This window comes from Klebsiella sp. KPN54798 (assembly GCF_021184225.1).
Taxonomy (GTDB): domain Bacteria; phylum Pseudomonadota; class Gammaproteobacteria; order Enterobacterales; family Enterobacteriaceae; genus Klebsiella; species Klebsiella pneumoniae.
Window position 1 is genome coordinate 163,170 of record NZ_CP089234.1, and the last position, 19,595, is coordinate 182,764.

The following is a 19,595-nucleotide window of genomic DNA, read 5'->3' on the forward strand; positions in this document are numbered from 1 at the left end:
CTCAAAGACAGAAATTTTGCGTAATTTTACTACAGCTGAATCGTTTAAATCCCCGTGAAAGATCAAAGAAAGGGAGCGGCCGGGCCGCGCCGGGTCAGCGAGAGCGGCTTTTTTTCGCCACCGCCCGCAGAAAATACATTACATCGCGCTCACTGGCTGTAATTGCCGCAAGGCACAGGTATACTCCTTTCCTGGTTTTTTTCTCACTTAGTCGGGAGTTGTAACCCCCCATGCAAGAAATTATGCAATTCATCGGCCGTCACCCGGTCCTGAGCATCGCGTGGATCGCGCTGCTGGGTGCGGTAGTGTTCACCACCTTCAAGGGGCTGATGTCGAAAGTTAAAGTCATCACCCGTGGTGAAGCGACGCGTCTTATCAATAAAGAAGATGCGGTGGTGGTCGACCTGCGTCAGCGTGACGATTTCCGTAAAGGCCATATTGCCGGCGCTATTAACCTGCTGCCCAGCGATATCAAAGCCAATAACGTCGGCGAGTTGGAAAAACACAAATCGCAACCCATTATTGTGGTAGACGGTTCCGGCATGCAGGCGCAAGAGCCCGCCAGCGCGCTGAACAAAGCCGGGTTTGAAAAAGTCTTTGTACTGAAAGAGGGCATTGCTGGCTGGAGCGGCGAAAACCTCCCTCTGGTACGCGGCAAATAACTTACCTCGCGTGGTGATGCCGCCGCGTTTTCTCCTTCATGCCTGACGTGAAGGGAACACAGGCTGCGGCGTAAAACCCTCAGGGTAACAACAGGAGTGAAGTCATGGCCAATATTGAGATCTACACCAAAGCGACCTGCCCGTTCTGCATCCGCGCGAAAGCGCTGCTGAACAGCAAAGGCGTAACGTTCCATGAGTTGCCGATCGATGGCGATGCCGCGAAGCGTGAGGAGATGATCCAGCGCAGCGGACGGACGACGGTTCCGCAGATTTTTATTGATGCGCAGCACATTGGCGGCTGTGACGACTTGTATGCGCTTGATTCACGTGGTGGACTTGATCCCCTCTTGCGCTAATTTTTGCGCGCTTTCCCTGGCGGAAGCGCGTATTTAAGGACAACACGAAAGGGTTTTACTATGTCAGAACAAAACAGCACCGAAATGACCTTCCAGATCCAGCGTATCTATACCAAAGATATCTCTTTTGAAGCGCCGAACGCGCCGCAAGTTTTCCAGAAAGACTGGCAGCCGGAAGTTAAACTTGATCTGGATACCGCCTCCACCCAGCTGGCTGAAGGCGTTTATGAAGTGGTGCTGCGTGTGACCGTGACCGCTGCGCTGGGCGAAGAAACCGCGTTCCTCTGTGAAGTACAGCAGGGCGGTATTTTCTCCATCGACGGCATCGAAGGCACCCAGATGGCGCACTGCCTCGGCGCATACTGCCCGAACATTCTGTTCCCGTACGCGCGCGAGTGCATCACCAGCCTGGTTTCCCGCGGTACCTTCCCGCAACTTAACCTTGCGCCAGTGAACTTCGACGCGCTGTTCATGAACTATCTGCAGCAGCAGGCTGGCGAAGGTGCTGAACAACATCAGGATGCCTGATGAACGCACTTAATGCTGCAATGACTGTGATCGGTGCCGGCTCTTACGGCACCGCTCTTGCCATCACCCTGGCAAGAAATGGCCACCACGTTGTGCTGTGGGGCCATGACCCGAAACATATCGCGACGCTGCAACACGATCGCTGCAACGCCGCGTTCCTTCCCGATGTGCCTTTCCCGGATACGCTGCATCTTGAGAGCGACCTGGCCACCGCGCTGGCCGCCAGCCGCGACATCCTTGTCGTGGTGCCGAGCCATGTATTCGGTCAGGTGTTACGCCAGATTAAACCGCTGATGCGTTCCGACGCGCGGCTGGTGTGGGCCACCAAAGGCCTGGAGGCCGAAACCGGCCGTCTGCTGCAGGACGTGGCGCGTGAAGCGCTGGGCGATGATATTCCGCTGGCGGTGATCTCGGGGCCAACCTTCGCCAAAGAGCTGGCCGCCGGCCTGCCGACGGCGATTTCGCTGGCGGCCACGGATCCGCAGTTTGCGGAAGACCTTCAGCGCCTACTGCACTGCGGCAAAAGCTTCCGCGTCTACATCAACCCGGACTTTATCGGCGTGCAGCTCGGCGGCGCGGTGAAAAACGTCATTGCCATCGGGGCAGGTATGTCGGACGGCATCGGCTTCGGCGCCAATGCGCGTACGGCGCTGATTACCCGTGGGCTGGTGGAAATGTCCCGCCTCGGCGCGGCGCTGGGCGCCGATCCGGAAACCTTTATGGGCATGGCCGGCCTCGGTGACCTGGTGCTCACCTGCACCGACAACCAGTCCCGTAACCGTCGCTTCGGCATGATGCTCGGCCAGGGTATGGACGTGCAGAGCGCCCAGGACAAGATTGGCCAGGTGGTTGAAGGCTACCGCAATACCAAGGAAGTTCGCGTTCTGGCACAGCGTTTAGGTGTCGAAATGCCAATAACCGAGGAAATTTATCAGGTATTGTATTGCGGAAAAATTGCGCGCGAGGCAGCATTGACCTTATTGGGTCGCGCCCGCAAGGACGAGCGCAGCAGCAATTAGCTTTCCTTTGTCACCTGAATGACCCTGCCAGCGCAGAACTGGCAGGTCATTACTATATCGCCTGGAGTATGCAATGCCGTGTGAAGAACTGGATATCGTCTGGAATAATATTAAAGCCGAAGCCCGGGCTTTGGCTGACTGTGAGCCGATGCTCGCCAGTTTTTACCACGCAACGCTACTCAAGCATGAAAATCTCGGCAGCGCGCTGAGCTATATGCTGGCCAACAAGCTGGCTTCCCCGATTATGCCGGCGATCGCCATTCGCGAAGTGGTGGAAGAGGCCTACGCCGCCGATCCGGAAATGATCGCCTCCGCCGCCTGCGATATTCAGGCGGTGCGCACGCGCGACCCGGCGGTGGATAAATACTCCACGCCGTTGCTCTATCTGAAGGGTTTCCATGCCCTGCAGGCCTATCGTATCGGCCACTGGCTGTGGACTCAGGGGCGACGCGCGCTGGCGATTTTCCTGCAAAATCAAGTCTCCGTCTCTTTCCAGGTGGATATCCACCCGGCGGCGAAAATCGGCCGCGGGATCATGCTCGACCATGCCACCGGCATTGTGGTCGGCGAGACGGCGGTGATTGAAGATGACGTCTCTATTCTGCAGTCGGTCACCCTCGGCGGGACCGGTAAAACCAGCGGCGACCGTCATCCGAAAATTCGCGAAGGCGTGATGATTGGCGCCGGGGCGAAGATCCTCGGCAATATTGAAGTCGGGCGTGGCGCGAAGATTGGCGCCGGTTCGGTGGTATTGCAGCCGGTTCCGCCGCACACCACCGCGGCGGGCGTACCGGCGCGTATCGTCGGCAAGCCGGAGAGCGACAAGCCGGCGATGGATATGGATCAGCATTTCAACGGCATCCACCACACCTTCGAGTACGGCGACGGGATTTGATGTATTGCCATTTGCCGCTGCTAAGCACAGAAATGTAGCCCGGATAAGGCGCAACGCGCCGTAATCCGGGAACCGCTCAGGTTAGCTGCGCAAGACCGCGCCAGGATACCCCAGCTGGCGCCAGGCTTCATACACCACCACCGACACCGCGTTTGACAGGTTCATACTGCGGCTGTCCGGCATCATCGGAATACGGATTTTCTGCTCCGGCGGCAGGGCATCGAGGATGCTGGCCGGCAGACCGCGGGTTTCCGGGCCAAACATCAAGAAATCGCCGTCCTGATAGCTCACTGCGCTGTGCGCAGGCGTGCCTTTGGTGGTGAGGGCGAACAGACGCTGCGGCTGCGCGCTGGCGACAAACGCCGCGTAATCCGCATGGCGCTGCACGGCAGTGAACTCGTGATAGTCCAGTCCGGCGCGTCTCAGGCGTTTATCGTCCCAGGTGAAGCCCATCGGCTCAATGATATGCAGACTGAAGCCCGTGTTGGCGCACAGGCGGATAATATTCCCGGTGTTCGGCGGGATCTCTGGTTCGAATAACACGATGTTCAGCATACTGCCCCCTTAATTGCGGGGGGCAGAATAGCAGATATTTGTTGAACCCTCACCCTGAGGGAGAGGGGCGGCGTAAGGGAAAACGTGGAGAATTACGCGGCGTTATTCTGCTTCAGCGCATCGAAGGTCTGCAGCGCTTCGGCGTTCTGCACCAGCGAATCACGGCTGATTTCACGGATGCTTTTCGCCCCGGTGAGGGTCATCGCCACTTTCATCTCTTTCTCGATGAGGTTCAGCAGATTCGCCACGCCCTGCTTACCGTGGGTCGCCAGGGCGTACAGGTAAGCGCGGCCCAGTAGCACGCTGTCGGCGCCCAGGGCGATCATCCGCACCACGTCGAGCCCGTTACGGATGCCGCTGTCGGCGAGAATAGTGATGTCGCCTTTCACCGCGTCGGCAATTGCCGGCAGGGCGCGGGCCGAGGAGAGCACGCCATCGAGCTGGCGGCCGCCGTGGTTGGAGACGACAATGCCGTCAGCGCCGAAGCGCACCGCATCGCGGGCGTCCTCCGGATCGAGGATCCCTTTGATCACCATCGGACCGTCCCAGAAATCGCGGATCCACTCCAGGTCTTTCCATGAAATCGACGGATCGAAGTTATTCGCCAGCCAGCCGATGTAATCCTCAAGCCCGGTCGGTTTGCCGAGATAGGCGGAGATATTGCCCAGATCGTGCGGGCGACCGTTAAGGCCGACGTCCCACGCCCACTGCGGATGGGTGACGGCCTGCCAGTAGCGGCGCAGGGCGGCGTTCGGGCCGCTCATGCCTGAATGGGCGTCGCGGTAGCGGGCGCCGGGAGTCGGCATATCGACGGTAAAGACCAGCGTCGAGCAGCCGGCGGCTTTGGCGCGCTCCAGCGCATTGCGCATAAAGCCGCGGTCGCGCAGGACATACAGCTGGAACCACATCGGGCGCTTGATGGTCGGGGCGACCTCTTCGATCGGGCAGACGGAAACGGTAGAGAGGGTGAATGGAATGCCTTTGTCGTCCGCCGCGCCGGCGGCCTGCACTTCGCCGCGGCGGGCGTACATCCCGCACAGCCCGACCGGCGCCAACGCCGTCGGCATCGCCAGCTTCTCGTTGAATAATGTCGTTTCCAGACTCAGGTCCGACATATTGCGCAAAATACGCTGGCGCAAGGCCACATCGGACAGGTCCTCGACGTTGCGGCGCAGGGTATGCTCGGCGTAGGCGCCGCCGTCAATATAGTGGAACAGAAACGGCGGCAGGATACGCTGTGCGGCGGCGCGATAGTCGCTGGCGGCGGAAATAATCATCACGAGTTCTCCCTGGAATTTTCATTGTGGTCACCGGGCAGGCGGGTAATTCGCGCCTGGCGGGCCTGGTCTTCATCAAAACGTTTGATGGTGGCGTGGACAAAGCCTAAGTGGCCCATCATCGCCTGGCGCGCCGCCTCGGCGTCGCCGGCGACAATCGCCTCCATGACGGCCTGGTGCTGTTCGGTCAGGCGGGCAAACACCGGCGGCACCTGATACATGCGCTGGCGGCTCTGCTTAACGGAGGAGTGCAGCAGGTCGAAAAAGCCGCGCATGGTTTGCAGGAGCACCACGTTATGCGAGGCTTCGGCGATCGCCAGGTGAAAGCGGACATCCGCCTGCGAGGCGATATCCGGGTCTTCACTCTGGGTCGCTTCAAAGCACAGACGAATTTTTTCTTTATCGGCGTCGGTGGCGCGCATCGCCGCGTGCCACGCGGTGCTGGCTTCGATGGCGTGGCGAGCTTCGAGGATATCGAAGCTGTAGTCGGGGTCATCGGCCAGCAGCGTCTTCAGCGGCTGGACGATGTTTTGCTCTGACCACGGCTCATGCTGAAAGCGGACGAAGGTGCCGCCGCCGCGACGGCTCAACAGCACCCCTTCATTGACCAGCATCGCCAGCGCTTCGCGCAGGGAATTGCGTGAGACGCCGAGCTGGGCGGCGAGCTGGCGCTCGGCGGGCAGTCGCATGCCCGCCTCCAGCTGTTGTTCTTCAATCAGCGCCCGGACGCGACGCGCCACGTCGTCGGCCAGGCGTTTAGGCATCACTATCACGGGATCATCCAGGTTAAAACGTAGGCCTGCAGCGTGGTGATCAGCCCCACCATGCAGGTGAAGATCAGGCTGTGTTTGACGGTAAAGCGGAACAGATCCGACTCTTTACCCACCAGGCCTACCGCGGCGCAGGCGATGGCGATCGACTGCGGGGAAATCATCTTGCCGGTAACGCCGCCGGTGGTATTAGCCGCGACCAGCAGGATATCGGAGACGCCAATCTGCTGCGCCGCCGTTGCCTGTAGCGCGGCGAACAGGGCGTTAGACGAGGTGTCCGAACCGGTCAGGAATACCCCCAGCCAGCCAAGGAACGGCGAGAAGAAGGTAAACGCGTGGCCGGTATGGGCCAGCGCCAGGGCCAGCGTCGACGACAGCCCGGAATAGTTAGAGATAAAGGCGAACGCCAGCACCATGCCGATAGAGTAGATCGGCAGCGCCAGATCCTTCAGCGTCCCGGCGAAGGTGGTCAGCGCATCTTTCGGCTTCATGCGCAGCCAGACGATGGACAGCAGGGCGGCGAACAGAATGGCGGTGCCGGTTGCCGACAGCCAGTCGAATTTATATACCGCGGCGTAGGGCGTTGCGGCGCTAACCACCGGCGGCATACGGGCAACCATTTTGTCGAGGAATGGTACCGAAATATTGATAACGAAGTCATACATCGCGCCGCCAGGAGCGAACAGCGCTTTGAATGGCGGCACGCTCCACAGGGTCACGGTGGCGGTCAGGAACAGGAACGGCGACCAGGCGCGGATCACTTGTCCCGCCGTGTAGCGTGTGCGGGCCAGCGTCATATCCACCTGCGAGGCGCCGAGATCGCCGAAGCGGAAGATGCGTACCGGCTGCCAGCGTTTGAGGAACAGGGTCAGACAGACCAGGGAGACCAGCGACGAGATGATATCCGGCAGCTCCGGGCCAAGGAAGTTAGAGCTGAGGTACTGGGCAATAGCGAACGAACCGCCTGCGACTATCACCGCCGGCCAGGTCTCTTTAATGCCGCGCCAGCCATCCATAATCGCCATGATCCAGAACAGCACGATAATGGTCAGGAACGGCAGCTGGCGGCCCACCATCTGGCCGATGGCGAAGCTATCGATACCGGTCACCTGGCCGGCGACCAGAATCGGGATGCCCATCGCGCCGAAGGCCACCGGCGCGGTGTTGACGATCAGGCACAGGCCAGCCGCATACAGCGGGTTAAACCCGAGACCAACCAGCAGCGCGGCGGTAATCGCCACCGGTGCGCCGAAACCCGCCGCCCCTTCGAGAAAGGCGCCGAACGAGAAGCCGACGATCAGCATCTGCAGGCGCTGGTCCGGCGTAATCGACAGAATCGATGAGCGGATGATGTCGAACTGTCCGGTCTTCACCGAGATTTTATAGACGAAGACCGCGGCGATAATAATCCACGCGATAGGCCACAGGCCGTAGAAGAAGCCGTAGACCACCGAGGCTAAGGCGCGGTCCACCGGCATTTTATAGAACAGTAAGGCAACGACCAGCGCGATTGCGACGGTCCAGGTGGCAGCGATGTAGCCTTTCAGTTTGAGCTTAATCAGCGCAAAAAAGAAAAACAGAATCGGTAGCGATGCGATAAGACTGGATAGCCAGATATTACCGGCGGGATCGTAGTTTTGTTGCCAGAGATTCATGCAGGGTCTCCATCGGGCCGCCAGGAGAGGAGGGCTGAGTCTGCGCTCATTGCCGATCCCACCGAAGGTAAAGTTGGCCCGGCCAATTAAGGGTATCAGGGTTGATGACAACGAATGGTTAATCAGATGTTGCTCTTAAGCAACGTTTTTGTGATGGGTTTTGACGGATTTGTGAACTGCCAGGGGGTGGATGAAATTATTGGTTGGACCAATCGACCCGGCTGAAGGTAAAAATGTGGGGGAGTGAAGACAGAATAGCCCTCTCCGTACGGAGAGGGCTGGGGATCAAAATTCGCTGCGGGCGAAACCGGTCATCTCTTTCAGACCCATTTCCCGGCCCAGGGCGGTCATCGGATGGACAACCACCAGGCCGCGAACGCTTTTCTTCAGCTTGCCCATATCGGCCTGCTCTTTTTTGGTAATCGCGCGGCGGAACGGCAGGCTCATCAGCTTCTGCGCCTCTTTGCTCAGCTTCTGGCTCTGGACGGAACGCAGACGTTCAATCTCCGTTTCCAGAGTGGCTTTTTCTTTTTCCAGTTCAGCGTATTTATCGGCGGCTTCCACCAGCGACAGCTCGGCCTGCTGGTGGCGGATGGCGTCGAGACGATCGCTCAGACGCTTGATTTCATTCTTTTCGACTTCTTTCATGGTGATTTGATCTGTTAATAAAGGGGCTTCATTCGCCTATAGTATGTGCCGTGACCGCTATTGTTGATAGCTATTTATCAAAAATTCGCCGTTTGTCGCCGGCGGAATGCAATATCATTTATCGCTAATAATTTGAATTTTATTAATATTCCGCCTAATACCCGTTCTAATTTCATTTCTGTGAAGCCTGTCGGCAGATAAGCACGTTTTCCTTAACCCACGCTGGTGAATTGGCTAATGCTTAATCAGATTATTCCCAAAAGGAGGACGTGATGGCAAAGATCGGCGACGGCGTACCACGTTTAATCGACAAAGCGGTTGATTTTATGGCTTCCAGTCAGGCGTTTATGGAGTATTTGAAAAAGTCTCCGCGTCTGCAGCATGTACCGCGAGACATTCCTCAGGATAAGGAAGCGTTGTTCCTGCAGCGTCTGGAATATTATCGTCAGCTTTACCGGCCGACCTGCGACCAGACGGAACCGGAATCAGAGCGTTGATTTCTGAAAGGCTTTTTTTAAGCTGATTCGTGAAATCAGCTCAGTCAGGGACAGCACCATCGTTGAGCGCACCATCTGCTGGTAACGCAGTTTCTGCATTGCCAGCAGTTCGGCATCGCTGTCATCAAATTGCGGCGTTGGCGGCAGGGCGGCGACGCAGTGCAGCTCGCCGAACGGACCGATAATTTCGTCGTCGGTAAAGCTGTACTCATTGCCGTCGTGGTTAAGCTCTTCGCGCAGGGCCATCAGCAGCTCAGCGTCTTCATATTCGGCACGACTTATCACCCCAAGGCCATAAATCAGCTTCAGGCGTACAGAGAGATCGCCGAGCGGCCCGCTGCCCTCCAGCAAGGGCTCGACGGCGTATTTCACCGCGTAGTCGTCTTTACGGAACACCTGAAGCACCAGAATATTGACCGCTTCCGTTAACAGCTCGACGGTGGCGATCAGGAAGCTTCGTACGGTTTTGCCAGCATTCAGACGCTCAAGCACACGGTTTTCAAATGCTTGTGTTTCTTCCATCATTGCCTGCATATCTGACAGGAGTCGTAATGGGCGCGACGTCGGCCGCGCCAGGTTGTGCATCATTTTTCCGCGTTGTAGTCGTTAACGGCCTCCGCGACGACATCACTTGCGGCATCCAGGCCGGAAATCTGCGCCAGCGCGGCCTGCGGCCCCTTGTCGGCGATCAGTGCCGCCAGCTCCTGCGCCTGCGGATCGTCTTCGCTACGGAAATGCATCGCCGCCGCAATCCCTTTCACCAGGTTGCGGTGCGGCAGCCCGTATTCCAGTGTACCCAGCAGCGGCTTAATTAAACGGTCGCCAGCGCTCAGTTTGCGCAGCGGCTGACGGCCAACGCGCTCAACATCGTCTTTCAGGTACGGGTTCTCGAAACGGCCAAGTATTTTCTGGATATAAGCCGCGTGCTTCTGCGGGTCAAAGGCGTAACGTTTGATCAGCACCGCGCCGCTCTCTTCCATCGCGCCCTGCACGACGGCACGAATTTTCTCGTCGAGGATCGCGTCGCGAATCGTCTGATGGCCCGCCAGTTTTCCGAGGTAGGCGGTTATAGCATGCCCGGTGTTCAAGGTGAAGAGCTTGCGTTCGACAAATGCCATCAGGTTATCAGTTAATTCCATTCCCGGGATAGTCGGCAGCGCGCCCTTGAACTGAGTCTTATCGACAATCCATTCGCTAAAGGTTTCCACGGTGACTTCCAGCGGGTCATGAGTGGCGGAAGCCGATGGCGGCACAATACGGTCTACGGCAGAGTCGACAAAGCCGATATGCGCTTCCACCCACGCTTTATCTTCTTCCGCCAGCGCGTTAAACACGTGGCCTTTTAACTGCGTGGTGCCGCGCACCATATTTTCGCAGGCGATGATGTTCAGCGGGCGTTCGGTGCCCTGCGCTTTGCGCTGCGCCAGCCCTTTGGCGATCGCTGGCGCGATGCGCTCGAGCACGACGGGACCGACGGCGGTGGTGACCAGATCCACCTCAGCGATCAGGTCCACAACCTCATCGCCGATGCTGCTGACGGCATTGACGCCGGAGACGGTGTCCACCTGCTCATTCTCACCGACGACGTGAACCTGATAGCTATGACGGGCATTCAGGGCATCAAGTACGGTCTGATTGACATCGGCAAACGTCAGTTCGATGCCCGCGTCGGCCAGCAATTTACCGATAAAGCCACGTCCGATATTACCTGCGCCAAAATGTAATGCTTTCATAGTATTAACCTTCAATTAATGTTTTCACCTGAGAGGGCTGGGGTGAGGCCTTTCCCCTCACCCCAACCCTCTCCCAAAGGAGAGGGTTGGATAGCGTTGATTATTTATTTAACAGTGCCAGAACTTCGTCGACGCTGGTGGTTTTCGCCAGGCGCTCAATCACGGTTTCGTCATCCAGCGCGTTAGTCAGACTGGTGATAACCTGAATGTGCTCGTTATTACGAGCGGCGATGCCGATGACCAGACGCGCGACTTCATCTTCTTCTTCACCGAAGCGCACGCCTTCCGGGTACTGGCAGAAGACGACGCCGGTTTTCAGCACGCGGTCCTTCGCTTCGATGGTGCCGTGCGGTACCGCAATGGACTCGCCGAGATAGGTCGAGGTCAGTTTTTCGCGGTCCAGCATCGCCTGCACATATTCCGGCTCGACGTAGCCGCCTTTCACCAGCTGCTCACCGGCGAAGCGAATGGCTTCTTCTTTGGTGGCTGCTTTGCGACCGAGGAAGATGTTATCCGCGCCCAGCTGGAACAGGTTGTTGTTAGTATCGTCAAAGCTGTCTTTCAGGCTATCGGTGACTTTGACTTCGTTGTCGATGTGGCGCTGGGCCGCGACCAGGCGCTCGGTCAGGCTGGTGTACAGACCGCTGTCGAGGAAGTTAGTCAGCGAAATATGCTGCGCCTGCGGCACCTGGCGCATGGCCCGCTCGGTCAGGTCGCGGTGGGTGATGACCAGGTCAACATCCGGCGGCAGGTTATTGATTGCGCTGTTGGTGACCGAGATGTTGCTCAGCCCGGCATCCTGCACTTTCTTGCGCAGTACCCCGGCGCCCATGGCGCTGGAACCCATCCCGGCGTCGCAGGCGACGATGATTTTACGCACATGGCTCAGGTCGTTGGTGACATTACCGGCCGCCAGCGGGCTGGCGCCTTTGGATTCCGCTTTCATGTCATGCATACGACGCGTTGCGGCTTCGATATCGTCTTCTTCTTTAACTTTGCTGGTCTTGAGCAGAACCGCAGAGACCACGAAGGAGACCGCCATCGCTGCGATAATCGCGGCGATGTTAGCGAAGTAGGCGCCTTTCGGCGTCATCGCCAGTACCGCCAGGATAGAGCCTGGGGAAGCCGGGGAAACCAGACCGCCATTGAGGATAGTCAGGGTGAAGACACCGGTCATCCCGCCGAGGATAACGGCCAGGATCAGGCGCGGGTTCATCAGTACGTACGGGAAGTAGATTTCATGGATACCACCCAGGAAGTGGATGATAGCAGCCCCGCCTGCAGACTGTTTTGCGCTGCCGCGGCCAAAGAACATGTACGCCAGCAGAACGCCCATCCCTGGACCCGGGTTAGCTTCAATCAGGAAGAAGATGGATTTACCCAGCTCGTGGGACTGCTGAATACCCAGCGGCGAGAAGATACCGTGGTTGATGGCGTTGTTAAGGAACAGGATTTTTGCCGGTTCGACGAAGATAGACGCCAGCGGCAGCATGTCGTGCGCCACCATAAAGTTAACGCCAGCCGCCAGAATTTTCGACAGAACTTCGACCGCCGGGCCGATGCCGAGGAAGGCCAGAATGGCGAGGATCATCCCGATGATGCCGGCGGAGAAGTTATTCACCAGCATTTCAAAACCGGATTTGATCTTACCGTCTACCCAGTTATCGAATTTCTTGATGCAGTAGCCGCCCAGCGGGCCGGCAATCATGGAGCCGAGGAACATCGGCATATCCGCGCCGACGATAACGCCCATGGTGGTGATCGCCCCGACCACGCCGCCACGTTCGCCGCCGACTAATTTACCGCCGGTGTAACCGATCAGCAGCGGCAGCAGGTAGGTGATCATCGGACCGACCAGCTTCGCCAGCGTTTCGTTTGGCAACCACCCTGTCGGAATGAAAAGCGCGGTGATGATACCCCACGCGATAAACGCGCCGATATTCGGCATCACCATATTGCTGAGGAAACGACCAAAGCTTTGCACTTTGATCTTGATATCGGATGACATAAAACACCCCTTCTTCTGTTTTGCGTAGCGCGCAGGCTTAAAGCCCGAGGTTTGTTGTTAATGTGGCGGCAGAGGTAGCCGGGCCCTGATTGATAGTGCGAAATCTGGCACTGAATCGTTTAGCTGTCCAGTCAGCGCCCTTTTATGTGATTTGGATCACATGAATATAGGGGGCTAAGAGGGTTTTGTAGTGATGATGATCACAAAATTACTGTGTAAAAAAACAACACAGCGCCTTTTTAGCCGCTTATCTGCCTTTTTGTGTGATATATGTCACATTTTTGTTTCGTGTTTTTGTTGTTTGTTTGTGATTTTGATCACAAAGAATTTCGCGAGGGGTTTACGCCGCTGTGATCTCGGCCCGGTTTTGCTTCCACGCCGGGATGACCCTGTAACTAAGCAACCTTAATTGCCGAATAACTTTTTTACGCCGGATGGCATAAATGAAAGGCGTGAATTATCCTCAAAATAGCGGGGCGAATATTAGTATATTGTGAATAAAATCATATAAATAATTCCCGTAAAGCCGAACCGATAGAGCCACTCAGCGCGTCGAGAAAGGCGAGGCGCTATTTACGATTGACCCGGCGCCCTATCAGGCGCGAGTCGACCGCCTGCAGGCCAACCTGGTAACGACGCTGTACTGTATTAACGTCCCCAAGCCGCAGCTCTCTGAGGCCAGGCCAATACCACCCGCGTGTCGACGGAACGCGATCGCTTGAACAAGGGCTATCAGCATTACCCGATGGTATCTACGCGTAGATAGCGGTCTACTCCGACCATTTCACCCACGTCTCGGTGATGCGTAAAGTGCTGCTGCGGATGACCAGCTGGATGCACTACCTCTATCTCGATCATTAATGCGATCGGCGGCAGGTTGAGCCGGACGCTCACCTGCCTTTTGTCCTGCCCTGAGCCATACTCATATCTTTGTTGGCGATAATTTGTTGGCGATAAGGAGCAGGCTATGAAACTGATCGGCAGCTACACCAGTCCCTTTGTGCGCAAAATATCGGTGATCCTGCTGGAAAAGCGCATCCCTTTTGAGTTTGTCAACGAATCCCCCTACAGCGAAAGCAACGGTGTGGTGCGCTATAACCCGCTGGGCAAGGTACCGGCGCTGGTGACGGACGACGGTGAGTGCTGGTTTGACTCCCCGGTCATCGCCCAGTATCTGGAGCTGCTGGGCGTGGCGCCGCCGATGATCCCCGCCGACCCCAGAGCCGCTCTCAGGATGCGCCAGCTAGAGGCGCTGGCGGATGGCGTGATGGAGGCCGCCCAGGCGCTGGTGCGTGAAAAGGCTCGCCCGGGCGCGCAACAGTCAGAGCAAGAACTGCTCCGTCAGCGGGAGAAAGTGGCTCGCGGTCTCGACAGGCTGGAAGCCTGCGCGGCGGATGGAACGCTGCGCGGCGACGAGGTTAATCTGGCGACCATTTCCACGGCCTGCGCCATTGCTTATCTGAACTTTCGCCGGGTAGCGCCCGGCTGGTGCGCCACCCGGCCGCAGCTGGTGAAGCTGGTGGATGCGTTGTTCCAGCGCACCAGCTTTGCGCGCACTGAACCGCCGCGGACTTGACCCAGGCAGGTAACAGTTTGCGCAAGGAGGCGTTACAATCGCCGCTGATTGTTGACTCCCTCTCCCGTCGGGAGGGGGGAAAATAACTTACCGCCAGGCCCATTCATGACTACCGAAATTCGTGCGCTTTATACCCGGCTTCCGGCCATTGACCGCTTATTACGCGACCCCGCTTTTTCTTCCCTGCTGGCGCAGCACGGCCATTCGCAGGTGGTGGCGCAGCTGCGCCAGATGCTGGATGAGGCGCGGGAGCAAATCCGCCAGTATCAGACACTGCCGGACTGGAGCCATGACTGGCCGAGCGCCTGCGCGCAGCGGCTCACCGCCGGCCGGCAGAGCGCCCTGCGTCCGGTATTTAATCTCACCGGTACGGTATTGCATACCAATCTGGGGCGCGCCATCCAGGCGGAGTCGGCCGTGGAGGCGGTCGCCAGCGCGATGCGCGCGCCGGTGACGCTCGAATATGATCTCGACGACGCCGGGCGCGGCCATCGCGATCGCGCCATTGCCGATCTGCTGTGCCAGATCACCGGCGCGGAAGACGCCTGTATCGTGAACAACAACGCGGCGGCCGTTCTGCTGATGCTGGCGGCCACCGCCAGCGGTCGCGAAGTGGTGGTCTCTCGCGGCGAACTGGTGGAGATCGGCGGGGCATTTCGCATCCCCGACGTGATGCGCCAGGCGGGTTGCCAGCTGCACGAAGTGGGTACCACCAACCGCACCCATGCCAAAGATTATCGCCAGGCGGTGAATGACAATACCGCGCTGCTGATGAAGGTCCACACCAGCAACTACAGTATTGAGGGCTTTACCAAAGCCGTCGACGAAGCGGAGCTGGCGGCCATTGGCCGCGAACTTGATGTCCCGGTGGTAGCCGACCTGGGCAGCGGGTCGCTGGTGGATCTCAGTCAGTATGGCCTGCCAAAGGAGCCGATGCCGCAGGAGATGATCGCCGCCGGGGTGAGCCTGGTCAGTTTCTCCGGCGACAAGCTGCTCGGTGGCCCGCAGGCCGGGATTATCGTCGGCAAACGCGCGCTGATTGCCCAGCTGCAAAGCCATCCGCTGAAGCGGGCCCTGCGCGCCGATAAAATGACCCTCGCAGCGCTGGAGGCGACGCTGCGCCTCTATCAGCACCCGGAGGCGCTGAGGGAGAAATTGCCGACGCTGCGCCTGCTCACCCGTCCGGCGGAGGAGATCCGCCGGCGGGCTGAACGCCTGCAGCCTGGCCTGGCGGCACACTATGCTGATTTTGCCGTCAGCGTGGCAGCCTGCCAGTCGCAGATTGGCAGCGGCTCGTTACCCGTCGACCGCCTGCCCAGCGCGGCGTTGACCTTTACCCCGCATGACGGCCGCGGTAGCCGGCTGGAGGCGCTGGCGGCCCGCTGGCGCGCGCTGCCGTGTCCGGTGATTGGCCGCATTTATGACGGTCGGCTCTGGTTGGACCTGCGCTGTCTGGAAGATGAAACCCGCTTTATGGAGATGTTGTTACGATGATTATTGCCACCGCTGGACATGTTGACCACGGCAAAACGACGCTGCTGCAGGCGATAACCGGCGTGAATGCCGATCGTTTGCCGGAGGAGAAAGCGCGGGGAATGACGATCGATCTCGGCTATGCCTACTGGCCGCAGCCGGACGGGCGGGTGCTGGGATTTATTGACGTTCCCGGGCACGAAAAGTTTTTGTCCAACATGCTGGCGGGGGTGGGCGGTATTGACCATGCGCTGCTGGTGGTAGCCTGCGATGACGGGGTGATGGCGCAAACCCGCGAACACCTGGCGATCCTGCAGCTGACCGGAAAGCCGACGCTGACCGTGGCGCTGACCAAAACGGACCGCGTGGCGGCCGCCAGGGTGGCGGAGGTTCAGGCAGAGGTCGAGCAGACCCTGGGCGAGCTGGGCTTTGACGCCGTCGCTTTCTTTCCCACCGCGGCGGCGGAAAACATCGGTATTGCGGAACTGCGCAGCCATCTGCTGCAGCTTGCGGAGCGCCCCCGCCCGCAGCAGCAGCGGTTTCGCCTGGCGCTGGATCGCGCTTTTACCGTCAAAGGCGCGGGGCTGGTGGTCACCGGGACGGCGCTCTCCGGCGAAGTACGGGTCGGGGATACCCTATGGCTTACCGGCGTCAACACGCCGATGCGCGTCCGCGGCCTGCATGCCCAGAATCAAGCGGTTGAGCAGGCGCACGCCGGACAGCGCATTGCGCTGAATATTGTCGGCGATGCGCAAAAAGAGGCAGTGCACCGCGGCGACTGGCTGCTCTCCTCACCACCGCCGGAGCCAGCAGAACGGGTGATTGTCGAGCTGCAGTGCCATACGCCGCTCAGCCAGTGGCAGCCGCTGCATATTCACCATGCTGCCAGCCACATTACCGGCCGGGTGTCGCTTCTTGAGGGCAACCTGGCGGAGCTGGTGCTGGATACTCCGCTGTGGCTGGCGGATAACGACCGGCTGGTGCTCCGCGATATCTCTGCTCGCTTGACGCTGGCGGGCGCACGGGTGGTGACGCTGGATCCTCCGCGTCGCGGCAAACGTAAACCGGAATATCTGCAGTGGCTGCACGCCCTGGCAGCGGTCGGCGCTGACGATGCGCAGGCGCTGGAGCTGCATCTGCAGCGGGATGCCGTCCGGCTTGAGCACTTCGCTTGGGCGCGGCAGCTCAGCGAAGCCGGAATGGCGGCCCTGATCCAGCGACCGGACTATCTGCAGGCCGGACAGCGCCTGCTTAGCGCGCCGCTTGCCGCCCGCTGGCAGCGAAAATTGCTGGATGCCCTTGCGCGCTACCATGAGCAGCATCGAGACGAGCCGGGCCCTGGCCGGGAGCGCCTGCGCCGCATCGCGCTGCCGATGGAAGATGAAGCGCTGGTGCTGCTGCTGATTGAGCAGATGCGCGAGAGCGGCTTAGTCCACAGTCATCACGGCTGGCTGCATTTGCCGGAGCATAAAGCCGGGTTTACCGACGAGCAGCAGGCGGTCTGGCATAAGGTGGAGACTCTGTTCGGCGACGATCCGTGGTGGGTGCGCGATCTTGCGCGCGAAGTCCATGTTGAAGAGTCCCTGATGCGCGCGGTGCTGCGCCAGGCGGCGCAGCAGGGGATGATTACCGCGATCGTCAAGGATCGTTACTACCGCAACGATCGCATTGTGCAGTTCGCCCAGCGGGTGCGCGAGCTGGATCGGCTGCGCGGTTCAACCTGCGCGGCGGATTTCCGCGATACCTTAAACGTAGGGCGGAAGCTGGCGATCCAGATCCTGGAGTATTTCGATCGGATTGGCTTCACCCGCCGTCGCGGTAACGATCATATCCTGCGCGATAAGGCATTGTTCCGGTAATCATTAACGTCGGCTCCCCGGCGGACTTCGTGCCGGGGAGCTGGCGAAAAGAACTTGTTAAAACCACTACGTGAGACCGCCGAAGCAATTTCGCGTGAGCTGGGTTTCACGGTGCGTGAAGCGTCAGGCAAATGACCACATCCTGCCGGCCATCTGACAAAAAACAGCGCTGATTCCATTCAGGATCAAAGCGCGGGCAGGGACTATTCTGGCACCCTGCGGTTTTATCCCCAGGGAGCAGAGGATGAACCAGTTTCTTATTGCCAATGCCCAGCGGTGCATCGGCTGTCGTACCTGCGAAGTGGCCTGCGCGGTGGCGCACCAGCAGGCGCAGGATGTCGCCGCCCTGTCGACGAACCATTTCGCGCCGCGTATCCGGGTGGTGAAAAGCGGTGACATATCGACGGCGATGGCCTGTCGGCAGTGCGAGGATGCGCCCTGCGCCAGCGTTTGCCCACAGGGGGCGATTCAGCGCGACAATGACGTCTGGTGGGTCGATCAGCGGCGCTGCATCGGCTGCAAAAGCTGCATGGTGGCCTGCCCGTACGGCGCGATGACCGTTACGGTAATGAACCAGCAGGCGCAGGCGTTGAAATGCGATCTATGCCATCACCGCGCCGAAGGACCGGCCTGCGTGGCCGCCTGCCCGACGCAGGCGCTGCGGGTGATGGTTCCCGCGGAGCTGGAAGCGCTATGCGCGCAAAAACGCCAGCGGCTGGCGCTGGCGTGAATGGGGTCGCTGACGAACGTTACCCGCCCGCGGCGTCAGAGATTATGCTTCCTGTTCGCGCCAGGCAAATTCAACCTCTTCGGCGAGGATTTTCACTCCGGCTTCGATTTTTTGCGGGTCCGGTACATAGTTCATGCGCATACACTGGTGGGTGTGCGGCCACGGTTTATCCAGACCAGGGAAGAAGTAATCCCCCGGCACCATCAGCACGCCGCGCTTTTTCAGCCGCTGATACAGCAGCTCGGTGGAGATCGGCAGATCCTTAAACCACAGCCAGAGGAAGATTGCCCCCTCCGGTTTGTGAATAAGGCAGCGCTCCTCCGGCAGATAGCGGCGAATAATGGCGATGGTTTCCTGCACCCGCTGGTAATAGAAGGGCTTGATCACCGTCTCTGACAGGCGCAGCAGATCCTGTCGTTTAATCATTTCGCACATCATTGCCGGCCCGATGCCGCCAGGGGCGAGGCTGATAATGCCGTTCATGTTGCTGATGGCGGTGATGATTTTTTCGTTGGCGATGATAATCCCGCAGCGGCTGCCCGGCAGGCCCAGCTTGGACAGGCTCATACACAGCACGATGTTCGGATTCCACAGCGGTCGGGCGTCGCTAAAGATAATGCCCGGGAACGGTACACCGTAGGCGTTATCAATCACCAGCGGGACCCCGTGCTGATTCGCCAGCGCATCCAGTTTGATCAGCTCTTCATCAGTGATGACGTTGCCGGTCGGGTTGGTGGGGCGCGAGACGCAGATCATCCCGGTCTCTTCCGTCACCTGCAGATGCTCAAAATCAACATGGTACTTAAACTGGCCTTCCGGCAGCAGTTCGATGTTCGGCCGGGTGGCAACGAACAGATCCTCTTCCAGACCGGCATCGGCGTAGCCGATATATTCCGGCGTCAGTGGGAACAGTACCTTACGGGTGGTGCCATCTGCCCGACGGCCTGCAAACAGATTAAATAAGTAGAAAAATGCGCTCTGACTGCCGTTTGTTAGCGCAATATTCTGTGGTTCGATCTCCCAGCCCAGCTCGTCGCGCAGCATATTCGCCAGCAGAGCCAGCAGCTCGCTTTTGCCCTGTGGACCATCATAATTACAAAGCGCATCAAGGGCTTTGCCATTATCCAGCATGTCGGCCAGCAGCTGCTGGAAGTAGTCATTCATTTCCGGGATCTGAGCGGGGTTGCCGCCGCCCAGCATAATAGCGCCCGGCGTGCGCAGACCGTCATTAAGGTCTTCCATCAAGCGGGTGATGCCTGAATGACGGGTGAATTTGTCGCCGAAAAGGGAAAATGTCATCGCGAATAGTCTATCGGTGGTTCTGGAAAGTGGCTAACCATAACGCCAGCGCTGG

General features: G+C 58.9%; 19 protein-coding genes and 3 pseudogenes. 13 read left to right on the forward strand and 9 right to left on the reverse strand.

Features of this window, described 5'->3' with window-relative positions; all coding sequences use genetic code 11:
* Positions 1 to 230: 230 nt before the first annotated feature.
* The 5 genes from LPQ25_RS00805 to cysE all read left to right on the forward strand — a co-directional run bounded on the left by LPQ25_RS00805 (position 231) and on the right by cysE (position 3,460).
* Positions 231 to 662: a rhodanese-like domain-containing protein gene (locus LPQ25_RS00805; RefSeq protein ID WP_002922436.1), complete on the forward strand. Its 432-nt coding sequence runs from the start codon at positions 231 to 233 to the stop codon at positions 660 to 662.
* A 104-nt stretch (positions 663 to 766) separates the two neighbouring features.
* Positions 767 to 1,018 carry a glutaredoxin 3 gene (gene grxC, locus LPQ25_RS00810; RefSeq protein ID WP_002922429.1) on the forward strand — a complete coding sequence of 84 codons (252 nt, stop codon included), beginning with the start codon at positions 767 to 769 and terminating at the stop codon, positions 1,016 to 1,018.
* Positions 1,019 to 1,078: 60 nt separating this feature from the next.
* On the forward strand, positions 1,079 to 1,546 hold the full coding sequence (gene secB, locus LPQ25_RS00815) for a protein-export chaperone SecB (RefSeq protein WP_002922428.1): 468 nt from the start codon (positions 1,079 to 1,081) through the stop codon (positions 1,544 to 1,546).
* Entirely contained in the window at positions 1,546 to 2,565 is a 1,020-nt protein-coding gene (gpsA, locus tag LPQ25_RS00820) for an NAD(P)H-dependent glycerol-3-phosphate dehydrogenase (RefSeq protein ID WP_002922427.1), read from the forward strand. Before secB ends, gpsA begins: the two co-directional genes overlap by 1 nt.
* 73 nt (positions 2,566 to 2,638) lie before the next feature.
* Positions 2,639 to 3,460, forward strand: coding sequence for a serine O-acetyltransferase (gene cysE / locus LPQ25_RS00825; protein WP_002922426.1), 822 nt, complete (start codon positions 2,639 to 2,641; stop codon positions 3,458 to 3,460).
* An 81-nt stretch (positions 3,461 to 3,541) separates the two neighbouring features.
* On the opposite strand, the gene trmL is transcribed toward cysE, so the two are convergent.
* From trmL to LPQ25_RS00850, 5 genes are all read right to left on the reverse strand, one after another.
* Positions 3,542 to 4,015 carry a tRNA (uridine(34)/cytosine(34)/5-carboxymethylaminomethyluridine(34)-2'-O)-methyltransferase TrmL gene (trmL, locus tag LPQ25_RS00830; protein WP_002922423.1) on the reverse strand — a complete coding sequence of 158 codons (474 nt, stop codon included), beginning with the start codon at positions 4,013 to 4,015 and terminating at the stop codon, positions 3,542 to 3,544.
* 92 nt (positions 4,016 to 4,107) lie between these two features.
* Complete coding sequence (lldD, locus tag LPQ25_RS00835) at positions 4,108 to 5,292, reverse strand: FMN-dependent L-lactate dehydrogenase LldD (protein WP_002922420.1); 1,185 nt, start codon at positions 5,290 to 5,292, stop codon at positions 4,108 to 4,110.
* Entirely contained in the window at positions 5,292 to 6,065 is a 774-nt protein-coding gene (lldR, locus tag LPQ25_RS00840) for a transcriptional regulator LldR (protein WP_002922415.1), read from the reverse strand. The genes lldD and lldR overlap by 1 nt, the downstream gene beginning before the upstream one ends.
* Entirely contained in the window at positions 6,062 to 7,717 is a 1,656-nt protein-coding gene (gene lldP / locus LPQ25_RS00845) for an L-lactate permease (protein ID WP_002922413.1), read from the reverse strand. The genes lldR and lldP overlap by 4 nt, the downstream gene beginning before the upstream one ends.
* A 285-nt stretch (positions 7,718 to 8,002) precedes the next feature.
* Complete coding sequence (locus tag LPQ25_RS00850; protein ID WP_002922410.1) at positions 8,003 to 8,365, reverse strand: YibL family ribosome-associated protein; 363 nt, start codon at positions 8,363 to 8,365, stop codon at positions 8,003 to 8,005.
* A gap of 272 nt (positions 8,366 to 8,637) precedes the next feature.
* On the opposite strand from LPQ25_RS00850, the gene LPQ25_RS00855 reads away from it, so the two are divergent.
* Complete coding sequence (locus tag LPQ25_RS00855) at positions 8,638 to 8,862, forward strand: hypothetical protein (protein WP_002922402.1); 225 nt, start codon at positions 8,638 to 8,640, stop codon at positions 8,860 to 8,862.
* Here the strand turns inward: LPQ25_RS00855 and mtlR are convergent.
* From mtlR to mtlA, 3 genes are all read right to left on the reverse strand, one after another.
* A complete protein-coding gene (gene mtlR / locus LPQ25_RS00860; RefSeq protein ID WP_002922401.1) occupies positions 8,851 to 9,447 on the reverse strand; it encodes a mannitol operon repressor MtlR in 597 nt (198 codons plus the stop codon). The two genes, LPQ25_RS00855 and mtlR, sit on opposite strands and share 12 nt — an antisense overlap.
* A complete protein-coding gene (gene mtlD, locus LPQ25_RS00865; RefSeq protein WP_004145239.1) occupies positions 9,447 to 10,595 on the reverse strand; it encodes a mannitol-1-phosphate 5-dehydrogenase in 1,149 nt (382 codons plus the stop codon). The genes mtlR and mtlD overlap by 1 nt, the downstream gene beginning before the upstream one ends.
* Positions 10,596 to 10,695: 100 nt before the next feature.
* Positions 10,696 to 12,603 carry a PTS mannitol transporter subunit IICBA gene (gene mtlA, locus LPQ25_RS00870; RefSeq protein ID WP_002922397.1) on the reverse strand — a complete coding sequence of 636 codons (1,908 nt, stop codon included), beginning with the start codon at positions 12,601 to 12,603 and terminating at the stop codon, positions 10,696 to 10,698.
* A gap of 524 nt (positions 12,604 to 13,127) precedes the next feature.
* Between mtlA and LPQ25_RS00875 the strand changes: the two are divergent.
* The 7 genes and pseudogenes from LPQ25_RS00875 to LPQ25_RS00905 form a co-directional block, all read left to right on the forward strand.
* Positions 13,128 to 13,345, forward strand: a pseudogene (locus LPQ25_RS00875) (hypothetical protein); the annotation flags it as partial.
* Positions 13,333 to 13,464: pseudogene (locus LPQ25_RS00880) on the forward strand (hypothetical protein); the annotation flags it as partial. The pseudogenes LPQ25_RS00875 and LPQ25_RS00880, both read left to right, overlap by 13 nt.
* A gap of 106 nt (positions 13,465 to 13,570) precedes the next feature.
* Positions 13,571 to 14,179, forward strand: coding sequence for a glutathione S-transferase (locus tag LPQ25_RS00885; RefSeq protein ID WP_014906787.1), 609 nt, complete (start codon positions 13,571 to 13,573; stop codon positions 14,177 to 14,179).
* Between the two features lie 105 nt (positions 14,180 to 14,284).
* Positions 14,285 to 15,673, forward strand: a complete 1,389-nt coding sequence (selA, locus tag LPQ25_RS00890; protein WP_014906788.1) for an L-seryl-tRNA(Sec) selenium transferase — start codon at positions 14,285 to 14,287, stop codon at positions 15,671 to 15,673.
* A complete protein-coding gene (gene selB / locus LPQ25_RS00895; RefSeq protein ID WP_002922367.1) occupies positions 15,670 to 17,511 on the forward strand; it encodes a selenocysteine-specific translation elongation factor in 1,842 nt (613 codons plus the stop codon). Before selA ends, selB begins: the two co-directional genes overlap by 4 nt.
* 42 nt (positions 17,512 to 17,553) lie before the next feature.
* A pseudogene (locus LPQ25_RS00900) lies at positions 17,554 to 17,646 on the forward strand (IclR family transcriptional regulator); the annotation flags it as partial.
* Positions 17,647 to 17,755: 109 nt separating this feature from the next.
* Positions 17,756 to 18,241: a 4Fe-4S dicluster domain-containing protein gene (locus LPQ25_RS00905; protein ID WP_002922360.1), complete on the forward strand. Its 486-nt coding sequence runs from the start codon at positions 17,756 to 17,758 to the stop codon at positions 18,239 to 18,241.
* 42 nt (positions 18,242 to 18,283) lie between these two features.
* Here the strand turns inward: LPQ25_RS00905 and avtA are convergent, their stop codons facing one another.
* Positions 18,284 to 19,540 carry a valine--pyruvate transaminase gene (gene avtA, locus LPQ25_RS00910; protein WP_002922359.1) on the reverse strand — a complete coding sequence of 419 codons (1,257 nt, stop codon included), beginning with the start codon at positions 19,538 to 19,540 and terminating at the stop codon, positions 18,284 to 18,286.
* Positions 19,541 to 19,595 lie beyond the last annotated feature (55 nt).